The 13,835-nt window shown below is 71.1% G+C and carries 9 protein-coding genes, 1 pseudogene and 1 riboswitch; of the genes and pseudogenes, 3 read left to right on the top strand and 7 right to left on the bottom strand.

Features of this window, described 5'->3' with window-relative positions:
* Positions 1-6: 6 nt before the first annotated feature.
* From ACFHW1_RS15230 to ACFHW1_RS15210, 5 genes are read right to left on the bottom strand one after another with little or no spacing between them, the layout of a single operon-like run.
* A complete protein-coding gene (locus ACFHW1_RS15230; RefSeq protein WP_416615638.1) occupies positions 7-738 on the bottom strand; it encodes an ROK family protein in 732 nt (243 codons plus the stop codon).
* Entirely contained in the window at positions 735-3,215 is a 2,481-nt protein-coding gene (locus ACFHW1_RS15225; RefSeq protein ID WP_416615637.1) for a glycoside hydrolase family 2 protein, read from the bottom strand. Before ACFHW1_RS15225 ends, ACFHW1_RS15230 begins: the two co-directional genes overlap by 4 nt.
* 55 nt (positions 3,216-3,270) lie before the next feature.
* Positions 3,271-4,128 carry a carbohydrate ABC transporter permease gene (locus ACFHW1_RS15220; RefSeq protein WP_282234396.1) on the bottom strand — a complete coding sequence of 286 codons (858 nt, stop codon included), beginning with the start codon at positions 4,126-4,128 and terminating at the stop codon, positions 3,271-3,273.
* Complete coding sequence (locus ACFHW1_RS15215; RefSeq protein WP_416553681.1) at positions 4,125-5,090, bottom strand: carbohydrate ABC transporter permease; 966 nt, start codon at positions 5,088-5,090, stop codon at positions 4,125-4,127. Before ACFHW1_RS15215 ends, ACFHW1_RS15220 begins: the two co-directional genes overlap by 4 nt.
* A 49-nt stretch (positions 5,091-5,139) precedes the next feature.
* The gene (locus ACFHW1_RS15210) at positions 5,140-6,420 is read right to left on the bottom strand and encodes an extracellular solute-binding protein (protein ID WP_416615635.1); all 1,281 of its coding nucleotides are present in this window, start codon (positions 6,418-6,420) and stop codon (positions 5,140-5,142) included.
* A 244-nt stretch (positions 6,421-6,664) separates the two neighbouring features.
* Here ACFHW1_RS15210 and ACFHW1_RS15205 point away from each other — a divergent pair, with 244 nt between their 5' ends.
* Both ACFHW1_RS15205 and glyA read left to right on the top strand, forming a co-directional pair.
* Positions 6,665-7,687: a LacI family DNA-binding transcriptional regulator gene (locus tag ACFHW1_RS15205; protein WP_416553677.1), complete on the top strand. Its 1,023-nt coding sequence runs from the start codon at positions 6,665-6,667 to the stop codon at positions 7,685-7,687.
* 102 nt (positions 7,688-7,789) lie between these two features.
* Positions 7,790-7,875, top strand: a riboswitch (ZMP/ZTP riboswitch).
* Positions 7,876-7,940: 65 nt separating this feature from the next.
* A complete protein-coding gene (gene glyA, locus ACFHW1_RS15200; RefSeq protein WP_416553675.1) occupies positions 7,941-9,206 on the top strand; it encodes a serine hydroxymethyltransferase in 1,266 nt (421 codons plus the stop codon).
* Positions 9,207-9,252: 46 nt separating this feature from the next.
* Here glyA and ACFHW1_RS15195 read toward each other — a convergent pair whose 3' ends face one another.
* Positions 9,253-11,919 (bottom strand): putative bifunctional diguanylate cyclase/phosphodiesterase, encoded by a 2,667-nt coding sequence (locus ACFHW1_RS15195; protein WP_416615634.1) that lies wholly within the window; start codon positions 11,917-11,919, stop codon positions 9,253-9,255.
* 248 nt (positions 11,920-12,167) lie between these two features.
* On the opposite strand from ACFHW1_RS15195, the pseudogene ACFHW1_RS15190 reads away from it, so the two are divergent.
* Positions 12,168-12,527 (top strand): annotated as a pseudogene (locus tag ACFHW1_RS15190) (PH domain-containing protein); the annotation flags it as partial.
* Positions 12,528-12,616: 89 nt separating this feature from the next.
* Here ACFHW1_RS15190 and ACFHW1_RS15185 read toward each other — a convergent pair.
* Positions 12,617-13,543 carry a 2-hydroxyacid dehydrogenase gene (locus ACFHW1_RS15185; protein ID WP_416615632.1) on the bottom strand — a complete coding sequence of 309 codons (927 nt, stop codon included), beginning with the start codon at positions 13,541-13,543 and terminating at the stop codon, positions 12,617-12,619.
* Between the last annotated feature and the right edge of the window lie 292 nt (positions 13,544-13,835).

Genomic DNA, 13,835 nt, shown 5'->3' with positions numbered 1-13,835 from the left:
TGGAGGTCACTGACGCGCGGCGGCCTCCAGGGCGAGTGCGGCGGCACCGAGCAACCCCGCGTCGTTGCCGAGACTGCTGGTGTGGATCCGGACCCGGCGGACGAAGTCGAGCCCGGCCAACTCCGCTACGGCCGCACGCAGCGGAGCGAAGAGCAGGTCACCGGCGGCGGCCACCCCGCCGCCGATGACGACGTCGTCGAGGTCGACCAGCGCGGTGGCGGAGACCACCGCGGCGGCCAGCGCGGTCGCGCCACGCCCGAACGCGGCGACGGCGAGCGGTACGCCGGCCCGGGCGTCCTCGGCGAGGGTACGGGCGTCGCCCGGCCGCTCCCCCGGCGTCCAGCCCTGGTCGACGGCCCAGCGGACCATCGCCGGGCCGCTGGCGATCGCCTCGACACAGCCGCGCCCGCCGCAGGGGCAGGACGGTCCGGTCATGTCCACCACAATGTGTCCTATGTGGCCGGCGTTGCCGCTGCCGCCCGGGTGGACCCGGCCGTCGATGACCAGTCCGCCGCCGACGCCGGTGGAGACCACCATGCCGAGCAGGGCGCGGCCGGGGTAGCCGCCGAGCCAGTGTTCGCCAAGCGCCATGCAGTGCCCGTCGCCGGCGAGCACCGCCGGCCGGCCGGGCAGCAACGGCCGCAGCGAGTCGAGGATGCCGAAGTCGCGCCAGGCGTGGATGTTGACCGGGCTGACGGTGCCGGGGGCGCGGTCGGCCGCTGCCGGTCCGGTGCTCACGCGCCGGCCGTCGGGGTGTCGCTGACGATGTCGTTGACGCAGCGCAGCACCGGCCGGCTGGTCAGCGCCGCCGGATCCAGCTCGACCCCGGTGCGCACCACGAACTCCGTCGACTCGCCGGGCAACAGGGTGACCAGTGCCCGGTCCACTTCGGCGGCCGGGTCGAGCCGGTCGGGATAGAGGGTCAGGTCACGCAGGACGGTCCGGGCGGTGACGGTGACCCGCAGCCCACCGTCGACCGGTGCGGCCGTCGCGTCGTACCCGGCAACCGGGTAGTCGATCTCGTTGTCCTCGGCAAAGAACCACCAGGCCCGGTGCCCGGCCGCGTCGGCGAGCAGCAGCTCGCGGCGTGGGTCGCCGGTGGCCGCCAGGTCGGGGTAGATCGGCACGGTGACCGCCGAATGGGCCGGTACGGCCAGCTGGTAGCCGATCTTGGCCAGTGGCTCGCCGGCCAGGGTGAGCCGGGTGACGTCGGTCTGCGGGTGCCAGTCAGTGCCGGTGTCGTTGACCGCCACCAGGACGAGCCCACCGTCGCGGGATTCGATGGTGAGCAGCCGGTCGGCGTAGGCGTCGCGCAGCGCGTACCACAGGGGTTTGCGGCGGCCGTCGCCGTCAACGGCGGCCCATGAGGTGACCGGCCAGCAGTCGTTGAGCTGCCACAGGATGGTGCCCATGCAGATGCCCCGGTGGGAGCGGAAGTGCCGCACCCCGACGGCGATGGCGCGGGCCTGGTTGACCTGGGTCAGGTAGTGCCAGTCGTCGAAGTCACGCGGCGCGGGCAGGTGCGCGTCGAGGCCGCGTCGCAGCTTCAGGTCACCGTCGACGGCCTTCTGGTGGTGGGCCATGCCGGGTGAGTCGGGGGCGAGCGGGTCATCACTGATCGCCTGGCGCAGGGTGGCGTACGCGGGTGGCCCCTGGTAGCCGAACTCGGCGAGGAACCGGGGCACGTACTGCCGGTACTTCAGGTAGTCGTCGGTGTTCCACACGTCCCAGATGTGCGTGGTGCCGTGCGCCGGGTTGTTGGGGTGCAGGTCGTCGCGGCCGGAGTAGGGGCTGCCCGGCCAGTACGGGCGGGTCGGGTCGAGTTCGGCGACGATGCCGGGCAGCACGTCGAGGTAGTAGCCGAGCCCCCAGGTGCGTCCGTCGAGGATCTCCTGCCAGCCCCAGTCGTGCCAGCCCCAGATGTTCTCGTTGTTGCCGGTCCACAGCACCAGGCTGGGGTGCGGGGTGAGCCGGGCGACCTGGTACCGGGCCTCCGCAGCGACCTCGCCGGCGATCGGCTCCTCTTCCGGGTACGCGGCGCAGGCGAACAGGAAGTCCTGCCCGATGAGCAGTCCCAGCTCGTCGGCTAGGTCGTAGAAGTCCTCCGATTCGTAGCGTCCGCCGCCCCAGATCCGCAGGAAGTTGACGCCGGCGTCGACGGCCTGGCCGAACCGGCGGGCGTAGCGGGCCCGGTCGACCCGGGTGGGGAACGCGTCGTCGGGGATCCAGTTGACGCCCCGGACGAAGACCGGCACCTCGTTGACGACCAGGGTGAACGCGCTGCCGGCGACGTCGGCGGTGGTGTCGAGGCGGACCGACCGGAAACCGATCAGTCGCTGCCAGGTGTCGAGTGTGCTGCCGTCGGCCCGATGCAGGGTGACGTCGAGGGCATGGCGGGCGGGATCGCCGTACCCTCGGGGCCACCACAGCTCGGGCTCGGCGACGGTGAGGGTCACGACGGCGCTGCGCTGCCCGGCCGGGACGACCGCTTCGGCGCGGGCCCCGGCGACGGCGGCGACCAGGGTGATGTCCTCGTCGGTGTCACGTTCGATCTCGACGTGCAGCTCGACCTTCGCCTCGGCGCTGCCGGTCGGGTGGTGGGTAACGGTGACCAGCGGACGAACGGTGGCCAGTCGGGCGGTGCTCCAGGTGTGCAGGCCGATCTCCTGCCAGATGCCGGCGGTGACCAGGTTGGGGCCCCAGTCCCAGCCGAAGTTGCAGGCCATCTTGCGGATGAAGTTGAACGGTTCCGGGTAGGCGTTGGGCCGGTCGCCGAGCCGGTCGCGGACCGCTTCGGCGTGCCGGTACGCGGAGTCGAACCGCACCCGCAGGGTGTTGCGCCCGAGGCGCAGGGCCGGTCGGGCGTCAAACCGGTAGCCGCGGTGCATGTTGGCAGTGCGGCCCAGTCCGACGTTGTTGAGGGTGACGGTGGCGATCGTGTCGAGGCCGGCGCAGACCAGGTCGACCCGGGGGTCTGCCTGGTCGACCCAGTCGAACGTGGTCTCGTAGACCCAGTCGGTCCGGCCGATCCACGACAGCCGGGTCTCGTTGTCGTCGAGGTAAGGGTCGGGGATCAGGCCGGCGGCGAGCAGGTCGGTGTGGACGCAGCCGGGTACGGCCGCGGGGACGCTGTGATCGCCCACGCCGTCGGGCACGTCGGACCCGTCGGCGGGTCGTACGGTCCAGCCCTCGTGGAGCGGTCGTACGGAGTTCATGCCATACCTCACTAGTGCTGGATCGGGACTGGGCCACGGTACGAGTGCTCGCCGGTCAGTTCTTGACGGCGCCTTCCATGATTCCCCGGACGATCTGCCGACCACCGATGAAGAGCATGATCAACAGCGGGATGGTCGCCACGAACGCACCGGCGAGCACCCGCCGGTACAGCACATAGTTGCCGCTGGCCAGGTCGGACAGGGCCACCATCGACGTCGGGTAGTAGGTGCCGCCGAGGGTGATCAGCGGCCACTGGAAGTCGTTCCAGGTGGCCACGAAGGTGAGCAGGCCGAGCACCGCCATCGCCGGGCGGACCGCCGGCAGCACCACGCTCCAGTAGATCCGCAGCGTGGTGGCACCGTCGATCCGACCGGCCTCGATCAGCTCGTCGGGCACCGCTTCGAGGATGAACTGCCGCATGTAGAACACGCCGAACGCGGTGACCAGGCCGGGCACGATGACCGCGACCAGGGTGCCGTTCCAGCCGAGTTCGCCCATCAGGATGTAGAGGGCGACGACGCCGAGCTGGTTGGGCACGGTAAGGGTGAGCACCACGACGACCATCAGCGCGTTGCGGCCGGCGAACCGCAGCTTGGCGAAGGCGAAGCCGGCCAGCGAACAGAAGAACAGCACCGAGAACGTCACGATCGACGAGACGATGAAGCTGTTGCCCAGCGACTGCGCGAAGTAGACGTTCTTGAGAGTGAAGACCTCGTTGAGGTTGGTGAGCAGTTGCCCGCCGGGCAGCAGCTGCGGAGGGATCTTCGCCAGGTCGGCGTCGGTGCCGCTGGCGATCACCACCATCCAGTAGAGCGGGAAGGCGGAGAACAGAATGACCAGGCTGAGGAACAGGTAGTTCCAGAAGCTGCCCGGCGTACTGGCCGGGGCACGGCCGACGGTTCTGCTGCTCATTTGCGGCCTCCGCCCAGCCGGTTGGCGACCAGCGCGTTGACGGCCGCGATGATCACGATGATCAGGAACAGTGCCCAGGACATCGCGGCGGCGTACCCGAGGTTGAGGTCCTTCCAGCCGACCTTGTAGATCAGCTGGGCGATGGTCTGGAACTGGCCGTTTGACCCACCGGTGGCGGCCTGCGAGTTCTGCTCGAACAGCATCGGCTCGGTGAACAGTTGCAGCCCGCCGATGGTGGACAGGATCACGGTGAAGACCACCACCGGCCGGATCATCGGCACGGTGATCCGCCAGAGCTGCCGCCACGGGCCGGCGCCGTCGACCGCCGCCGCCTCGTAGATGTCGCGCGGGATCGACTGCATCGCGGCCAGGTAGATCAGCGCGTTGTAGCCGATCCACTTCCAGTTGACCATGGTAGCGATGGCGACCCACGACGCGGCCTTGCTGGACCGCCAGTCGATCGGCGCCTCGCCGCGCAGGTGCAGTACGTCGAGCGCCCAGTTGGCGATGCCGAAGTCGCGGGCGAAGAAGACCGCGAACAGCAGCGTCGACGCGGTGATCGGGGTGATGTACGGCAGCAGGACGCCGACTCGGAACCAGGTCTGCGCCCGCAGCTTGCGGTTCAGCAGCGACGCGACGATCAGGGCCAGGAACAGCTGCGGCACGGTGGAGAGCAGGAAGATGCCGAACGTGTTGTACAGCGCGTTCCAGAAGCTGTCGTCTGTGAACAGCCGCCGGAAGTTTTCCAGCCCGGCCCAGCCGGTCAGGTCGGCGTTGTCCAGCCGCCAGTGCCGCAGCGCCACCACGCCGTTGAAGATGATCGGGAAGAGTCCGAAGGCGATGAAGAGGAGAAAGAACGGGGAGATCAGGATGTACGGGGTGTACCGCATGTCGAAGCGGTGCAGCCGGTTGCGCCAGGTCGGCTCGGGTGGTGGTGCCGGTGCGGCGCGGGTTGCGGACATGGTTTGCCTCCGGGTTCGGCCGCACGCGCGGCTCGCGGCCTGCGAGCGGTTACGCGTTCGCCGCCTTCTCGGCTTCCGCGATGGCTTCCGTCCACGCCTCGTCGGGCTTGCCTTCCAGGTCACCGCTCTGCAGCCGGTTGAGGACGTTCTCCACCGCGACCCGGACGGGGCCGTTCTTACGGCCGAGGTACTGCGGGGTGAGGTTGGCGGCGGTGGCGGAGAAGATCTGGCCGACCGGCGCGTCGTTGAAGAACGGGTTGGAGAATTCGACGATCGCCGGGTCTTCGTAGAGCGCCGGCTGTGACGGCAGGTTGCCGATCTTCTTGAAGATCTCGATCTGCTGCTCGGGCTGGATCAGCCACTCCAGGAACTTGTACGCCTCGTCGACGTGCTCACTTTGCGCGGGGATGGTCAGGAACGAGCCGCCCCAGTTGCCGCCGCCACCGGGGATGGCCGCCACGTCCCACTTGCCGGCAGTGTCCGGGGCGGTGTTCTGGATGTGGCCCATCATCCACGCCGGGCAGGCCAGCACGGCGAAGTCGCCGTTGACGAAGCCGTTGTTCCACTCCGGGGAGAAGGCGGCGAGGTTGGCCGACAGTCCGGCACCGACGACGGTGGCGGCGGTGTCGAAGGCAACCTTCGGTCCGCCTTGCATGGCCAGCTTGTCGCTGGTGTCGAAGAGGCCGACCGGCTGCTGGCCGAGCACCGGGTTGAAGATGTTGGTGGCCGAGTCGACGAACTTCTTGCCGCTGGCCGCGACGTACTCCTCGCCGGTGGCGACGAACGACTCCCAGTCGGGCCACAGTGCGGAGACCTCGTCCCGGTCGGTCGGCAGCCCGGCCGCGTCGAACAGGTCGGTGCGGTAGCACATGGCCAGCCCGCCGACGTCGGTGCCGAGGCCGATCTGGGTGGCCCGGTCGGCGGACAGGGTCTGCTGCCACTTCCAGTCGAGGTAGCGTTCCTCGTACTGACCGGCGCCCTTGTCCAGTAGGTTGACGAACTTGTCGGCCTGCTCGCGGAACTGGACGACGAACCCTTCGTCGATGGCGGCGATGTCGGCGGCGCCGGACCCGGCGATGAGCTTCTTCTGCAGGTCCTCGTGCTGGGCGTTGTACTCACCGGAGTTGAGGTTGATCCGCACGTCCGGGTTCTGCGCCTCGTACGCGGCCTTGAGGTCGTCGAGGCCGAAGTCGCCCCAGTACGCGATGGTCAGGGTGGTGCCGCCGTCGTCGCTGCCGCCGCCGGGTTCGCCACTGCAGCCGGCGATCAGCAGCGCGCCGGCGGCGCCGACCGCCGCCGTACGCGTCCAAGGGGCCCAACGCCGCTTCATCCCATCCTCCGAACACACTTGGAAACGCTCCAAACATCGAGGAGCGTCGACTGAACCGGGTAAGTCAGGCCACGGTACGAGCGACTTCGATGCATGTCAATGGCTGGTTACCGCCGCAGCCAACCCGTAACCTCGGTGTCCTCGGGCGGGGTGGCCGCCGAACCCGGCCGATGCCGGATATCGTTTCGGGCAGCAGACTTAACCGGGCAAGGCCAGCCGAGACGAACCCGAAGGAGCGCCGCCGGTGAAACGGCCGACCATCGCCGACATCGCCCGCCGAGCAGGCGTCTCGAAGGGCGCGGTCTCCTACGCGCTCAACGGCCAGCCCGGGGTGTCCGAGGCGACCCGGCAGCGGATCCTCGCCATCGCCGCCGAGATCGGGTTCAACCCCAACAGCGCCGCCCGCGCCCTGTCCGGGGCCACCGCCAACGCCGTCGGCCTGGCGCTGAGCCGCCCGGCCCGGATCCTCGGCATCGAGCCGTTCTTCATGGAGCTGATCAGCGGTGTCGAGGCCGAGCTGTCCGCCCGGTCGTACGCGCTGACCCTGCAGGTGGTGGCCGACACCGAGGCCGAGATCGCGGTCTACCGGCGCTGGTGGGGTGAGCGCCGGGTGGACGGCGTGTTCCTCTGCGACCTGCGGGTCGGCGACGACCGGGTGCCGGCGCTGGAGACGCTGCAACTGCCGGCGGTGGTGATCGGCGGCCCCGGGCACACCGGCTCACTGCCGAACATCTGGTCCGACGACGCATCGGCCCTGGTCGAGACGGTCGAGTACCTGGTCGCGATGGGTCACCGCCGGATCGCCCGGATCGGTGGCCTGCCCGGCCTGCTGCACACCGAGATCCGCGCGGACGCGTTCACCGACGTCTGCCGCCGGCTCGGCCTGGACCAGTGCGTCACGGTGGCGTCCGACTACACCGGCGAGGAGGGTGCGCGGGCCACCCGACGGCTGATCAGCACCGCGGCCCGCCCCACCGCGGTGATCTACGACAACGACGTGATGGCGATCGCCGGCCTGGCGGTGGCCCAGGAGATGGGGCTGGCCGTGCCGGGCGACCTGTCGATCGTTGCCTGGGATGACTCGCCGCTGTGCCGGCTGGTGCATCCGCCGTTGACCGCGCTGGGCCGCGACATCCCGGCGTACGGTGCGCACGCCGCGCGGCAGCTGCTGGCGACGATCGCCGGTGAGCCGACGCAGGCGTACCAGGACGAGACGCCGCACCTGACCCCGCGCGGCAGCACCGCGCCACCACGCACGGATCAGTGAACCGGTTGAGTTTCTGATGCGTTGAACGGCGCAAAGACCAGCAGATCTCGCCACGTACCGTCAGGGTCTGCCCGACCCGCCGACCACCGCGGGTTATGCTCGGACCGGTCACGCGACTGGCGCAGCGAAGGTGGAACCGACCACCGGGGAGCGACCACCGACGTGCGCCGCGCGCCTGGGTGCACCGTCGACGGCACCGTCATGCCCGGGTCGCTCCGGGCCGACGGGGCCGCCCGACCCAGGAGGACACGTCGTGCACGTACCGCAGATCCCGCAACTGACCGCCACCGATCCGGAGCTCGCCGCCCTCGTCGAGGGTGAGGCCCGCCGCCAGCACGACAAGCTGCGGATGATCGCCTCGGAGAACTACGTCTCCACCGCCGTGCTAGAGGCCAGCGGCACGGTGCTGACCAACAAGTACTCCGAGGGCTACCCGGGCCGCCGCTACTACGAAGGCCAGCAGTTCGTCGACCCGATCGAGACGCTCGCCGTCGAGCGGGCCAAGACGCTCTTCGGGGCGGCCCACGCCAACGTCCAGCCGTACTCGGGCTCCCCCGCCAACCTCGCCGTCTACCTCGCCTTCCTCTCCCCCGGCGACACCGTGCTGGGAATGTCGCTGCCGATGGGCGGGCACCTCACCCACGGCTGGTCGGTGTCGGCCACCGGCAAGTGGTTCAACTCGGTCCGCTACAACGTCTCCCGCGACACCGGCCGGATCGACTTCGACGAGGTACGTGACCTGGCCCGCCGCGAACGGCCGAAGGTGATCTTCTGCGGCGGTACGGCGGTGCCGCGGACCATCGACTTCCCCGCCTTCGCCGAGATCGCCCGGGAGATCGGCGCGGTGCTCGTCGCCGACATCGCGCACATCGCCGGTCTGGTCGCCGGCGGCGCACACCCCTCACCGGTCGGCCACGCCGACGTGGTCACCACGACCACCCACAAGACGCTGCGCGGCCCGCGCGGCGCGATGATCCTGACCACCGGGCAGCACGCCGCCGCGATCGACAAAGCGGTCTTCCCCGGCCTGCAGGGCGGCCCGCACAACCACACCACCGCCGGCATCGCCGTCGCGTTGCGCGAGGCCGACACCGACGACTTCCGCCGGTACGCCCACCAGGTGGTCGCCAACGCGAAGACGCTCGCCGCCGCGCTGGTCGACCGCGGCTTCGAGCTGATCTCCGGCGGCACCGACAACCACTTGATCCTGGCCGACCTGACCGGCAAGGGCGTCGGTGGCAAGCCGGCCGCACAGGCGCTGGACCGGGCCGGGATCGAGCTGAACTACAACACGGTGCCGTACGACCCGCGCAAGCCGTTCGACCCGTCCGGCATCCGGCTGGGCACCGCCGCGCTGACCACCCGCGGCCTGACCGAGGCGCAGATGCCGCAGGTCGCCGCCTGGCTGGACGACGCGGTGACCGCGGCGGTCAAGGACGACGGTGCCGCCCTCGACCGGATCGCCGGGGAGGTAGCCGACCTGCTGGCCGGCTACCCGATGCCCGGCTACGCCGCCTGACCTGCGCTGAGCTCCGCCCGCCCGCGCCTTGTCGCCGCCGATCGGGTCAGTGCGACGGGGTGGGGAAGTCGGCGATGTACGCCTCGGTCCGCTCCGCAGGTGCGGGGCGGGCCAGCGCGTACCCCTGACCGAACCGGCAGCCGGCGGCCTGCGCCTGGCTCACCTGACCGTCCGTCTCCAGCCCTTCGGCGACGATCTCCAGCCCGAACCGCCGGCCCAGCCCAGCCACCGCTTCCAGCATCGGGTGGACACTGTCCAGGCCGGCACCGGCGTCGGCGACCAGTGAACGGTCGATCTTGACAACGTCCAGCGGCAGCCGCCGCAGCTGGGCGATCGACGCCTGTCCGGCGCCGAAGTCGTCCAACGCGATCCGCACCCCGTACGCCCGCAGGTTCGCCAACTGCGCGAGGATCTGCGGATTCTCGGCAGCCGCCAGCTCCTCGGCGACCAGCGACTCGGCGACCTCGACGACGAGCCGATCCGGCCCGATACCCTGTGCGGACAGCATGGCCATCAGGTCGGCCACGAAGGTGGTCGCGGTCAACTCGGCCGGGGCGACGTTGACCGACAGCCACAGCCCGTGTCCCTCCCGTGACCAGGACGCCAACTGCCGGCAGGCGGTGGTCCGCGCCCACCGGCCGATGTGGCCCAGCAGCGACAGCTCCCGGGCCACGGCGAGCAACTCGGCCGGCAGCACCGTGCCGAGCACCGGGCTGCGCCAGCGCAGCAGCGCCTCGACCCCCACCGGTTTGCCGTCGACCAGGTCCACCACCGGCTGGTACACCACGTCCAACTCGCCCCGCTCGGCCGCGCCCGGCAGCTCCCGCTCCAGGTCCAGCCGCCGGACCAGCTGTTCCTCCAGGTAGGAGTCGTACCACTCGACCCGGTTGCGACCGAGCTGGCGGGCCCGGCGGCGGGCCAGGTCCGCCCGGCGCAGCACATCGTCCGCCCCGGCACCGCCGGCCACCTCGGCCATGCCGATGCTGGTCTGCAGCGCAACCACCGCGCCGGGCAGCTGGCACGGCTCGCGCAACGCCGCGACCAGCCGCGCCCCGGTCCCGTACGCCAGCATCGGGCCGGCGACGGTGACAACCGCGAACTCGTCGCCGCTGAGCCGGGCGACCACGTCGTCCGGCTCCACCGTGTCCCGCAGCCGCCGCCCCACCTCGACCAGCACCGCGTCGCTGACCTCCCGCCCGTACTGCTCGTTGACGCCGACCAGCCCGTAGAGGTCGATGATCAGCAACGCACCGGGGTGACCGGGCAGGTCCCGCTGGTTGGCGATCTGGCGCATCAGCTCCCGGCGGTTCGCCAACCCGGTCAGCTGGTCGGTGAAGCCGAGCTTGTACAGCCGCCGCTCCAGGTGCGCCCGCTCCCCCACGTCGCGCACATGCACCACGAGCGCTCCGACCTCGGGCACCGTCCGCTGGTCAGACACGGTGGACTCGGTGTCCCGCCACCGACCGTGGCCGTCCCGCAGCCGGGCGGTGACCAACGGGGTCCGAGTGGTCGGCACCAGCCGGCCAGTCACCACGCCGGCCAGCACCGCGATCACCTCAGGGACGTCCTCCGGATGCATCAGCTCGATGAACGGTCGGCCGAGCACCTGTGCGTCGGCCAGCCCGAACAGTCGCGCGGCGGCCGGTGACTGCCACCGCACCCGCAGGTCGTCGCCAAGGGTCAGGGTGAGATCGTTGCCGCCGGAGACCAACGAGCGGAAATGCGCCTCCTGGATGCTCAGCCGCCGGGCGTAGGACCGCACGTCGGCCGCGGCCATCATCTCCCGGACCACCAGCGTCGGGATCACCGCAAGGCCGAGCAGGACCGACGTACGGTCGAACGATCCCTGGGTCGCCACGTGGTACGCGGCGGCCAGCGCGGCCACCACCGCCGGCACCGTCAACAGTGGGTACGCGGTGAGCCGGCCGCGCGCCGGGGTGACCGGCTGCGAGCCTGCCCGCTGTGCCCGCTGCGCCCCGATGACCAGTAGCAGCATGCCGCCGACCGCCGGGGCCGTCGACAGGCACCAGAGCCAGCCGGCGGTGCCGTACGCGAAGCAGACAGTTGGAGCGGCCAGCCCCACGAGGAGCGCGATGGAGCCGCCACCGCAGTAGAGCACCGCTGGGCGTTGCCTCCGCATCCCCAGGGCGGTGACCACGCTGATCGACCCAGCCCCGATCACGCTCAGCTCGACGAAGAGTACGGCCGACGACGCAGTGTCGACCGGCGAGAGCAGCCAGCTGGCGAAGATCAGGCTGATCCCCAGGCTCAGCCCGTCGACCACCCGCCGCAGCCGCAGCCGCCAGGTCTCGGCGACGCCCGGCAGCAGCAGAATCGCCGCGAGGTGGCCGGCCAGCGCGAGGATGAGCCCGCTGAGCGCCAGGCCGGTCCGGGCCGCCGGCGGGCTGAAGGCGGCGACGCAGACCGCAGTGGCGCCGCCGATGCTGGTCACGGCGAGCAGATTGGCTCCGCGGCAGTTCCGGAGATCGCCGGTACGGGCGTGCGCGGTGACGGCCATCCGCGACAGCCGCAGACCGGGCATGCCGACGCCGAACAGCACCGCGCCGAGCACCGCGACCGGGGCGGTCAGCAGGCCGGCCGCGCCGGCGGTCAGCAGCAGCGCGGCGGCGCCGGCCTGTGCGGGCAGGGTCCAGCCGGGGGGTTGGGCCCGATGGGGACGGGGACGGGATGGTTCGGGGAACGCCTCAGGCACGGTGGCCGTCGCCTCCACGGAAGGGGTCGGGGCAAAGCCGGGCCGGGTCGGCCCACTGTGCCGGACACAACGAACCAGTCCGGCGCCGGGTTACGGGGCGGTCACCGGAAATTTCCGGCGGGTTTCCGCAACCGGAACCGTCGGGTGCCCCCGGCCTGGTCGGGCGGCCGGGTCGGGCGGCGCACTCGCCGATGCCACCCGACCTACCCGGCAGCCGACACCCACCGGCCGGATGCCAGGATTGTCGGATGAGTCGCAGGGTAACTGTCCGGTTCCGGCCGCACCAGGCGATCATGCTGGCGGCGGTGATCGCGTTCGTCGGGTCACTGCCGCTGGCCAGTGCCCGCTGGTATCTGCTGCCGGTCCTGCTGCTGCCGCTGGCGATCGCGATCTGGGCGGTCCGCTCCGGAACCGATGCCGACCCGGCCGGGCTCCGGGTGCGGGCGCTGATCGGCCAGCGCCGGATCGGCTGGTCGCGGGTAGCCGAGCTGGCGGCCGACCCGCAGGGCCGGGCGGTGGCGCTGCTCACCGACGGCGAGCGGGTACGGCTACCCGCCGTACGGGCCGACGACCTGCCCCGGCTGATCGCCGCCAGCGGACAACCGCTCGACCCGGCGACTCCGCTCGACCCGGCGACTCCGCTCGACCCGGCGACTCCGACGGCCGACGCGACCGACGAACCGGCTACGCCGCCGACTCAATAGCCGTCCACCACCACGTTGTCCAGCGGCTCGCCCGCAGCCAGCCGGGTGACCTGCCGACCCGCCAGGGCGTACGCGCGAGGCAGCAGACCGCGTACCGACCCGGCGATGTGTGGACTGATCACCACGTTCGGCAACCTCCATAGCGGATGGTCTGCGGGCAGCGGTTCCGGGTCTGTCACGTCGAGTACGGCGCAGATCCGGCCGCTGGACAGCTCCGCGGTGAGCGCCGCAGTGTCGACCACCGGGCCGCGGGCGGCGTTGACCAGCAGCGCACCGTCGCGCATCGCGGCCAGCACGGCCGCGTCGACCATCCCCCGGGTCCGGTCGGTCAGCGGCACGATCAACACCACGATGTCGGCGTACGGCAACAGGGCGGGCAGCTCGTCGACGCCGTGCACCTGGACGGCCGGCCGGGCGGTCCGGGCCACCAGCGTGAACTCCACCTCGAACGGGGACAGCCGCGCACGCAGCGCGGCACCGATCGATCCGGCGCCGACGATGAGGACCCGTTTGCCGGCCAGCTCGTCGGTCGGGGCGAACTGCTCGTACGACCATTCTCGACGGGTCTGTGCCCGGATGAAGCCGGCGAAGTCGCGGACGTGAGTGAGGATCGCAGCGGCGATCCACTCCGCCGTCGACGAGTCGTGCACCCCGCGCGCGTCGCAGAGCGTCAGGTGCTCCGGCAGCCGCCCCACCCATGCGTCGGCACCGGCGGACAGCAACTGCACCACCTGAAGGTCCGGCATCTTGCCGGCCAGCTCCGCCGCTCCGGGCCGGGCCAGGAACGGCGGCACCCAGAACCGCACGCCGGCGGGGTCGGACGGCAGCTGGGTGAGGTCGGCGGCGACCTCGACGGTCACCTCGTCGGGCAGCCGGCCGAGCAGTTGTCGGCCGTGCGGGTGGGGGATCCAGACTTTCACCGGTCCGACGATAGCGGGCCATCCGGGTCCGGTCCGCTCAGGCCGGGCATCTCATGATCATCCGGTCACGCGACATCACTCTGCATCTGACGCCCGCTGCCTGCTTCTGAACAGGCTATCGCCGTCGGGACCGGTCACAGTCCGGTGCCACAGGGTCGACTACGACGTTTCCCTTGCGCGGAAACCACTATCCGGGAATTCGCCCGTAGCCGGTGCCGCCGACGCGGGAGCGACCCCGGCCACGGGCTCGTCCCACGACCGGTGCCGCTGCGGTTCTGGCCGGACCTGCAGC

Source organism: Micromonospora sp. LOL_014 (assembly GCF_048060245.1).
GTDB lineage: Bacteria > Actinomycetota > Actinomycetes > Mycobacteriales > Micromonosporaceae > Micromonospora_E.
Note: the sequence above shows the minus strand (reverse complement) of the source record. Positions and strands in the feature narration are given on the sequence as shown.

What these genes read in the sequence shown, in the direction of transcription:
- ACFHW1_RS15220 (WP_282234396.1), bottom strand. Translation starts at nt 4,128, where the DNA reads ATGAGCAGCAGAACCGTCGGCCGTGCCCCGGCCAGTACGCCGGGCAGC.
- ACFHW1_RS15225 (WP_416615637.1), bottom strand. Translation starts at nt 3,215, where the DNA reads ATGAACTCCGTACGACCGCTCCACGAGGGCTGGACCGTACGACCCGCC.
- ACFHW1_RS15210 (WP_416615635.1), bottom strand. Translation starts at nt 6,420, where the DNA reads ATGAAGCGGCGTTGGGCCCCTTGGACGCGTACGGCGGCGGTCGGCGCC.
- ACFHW1_RS15215 (WP_416553681.1), bottom strand. Translation starts at nt 5,090, where the DNA reads ATGTCCGCAACCCGCGCCGCACCGGCACCACCACCCGAGCCGACCTGG.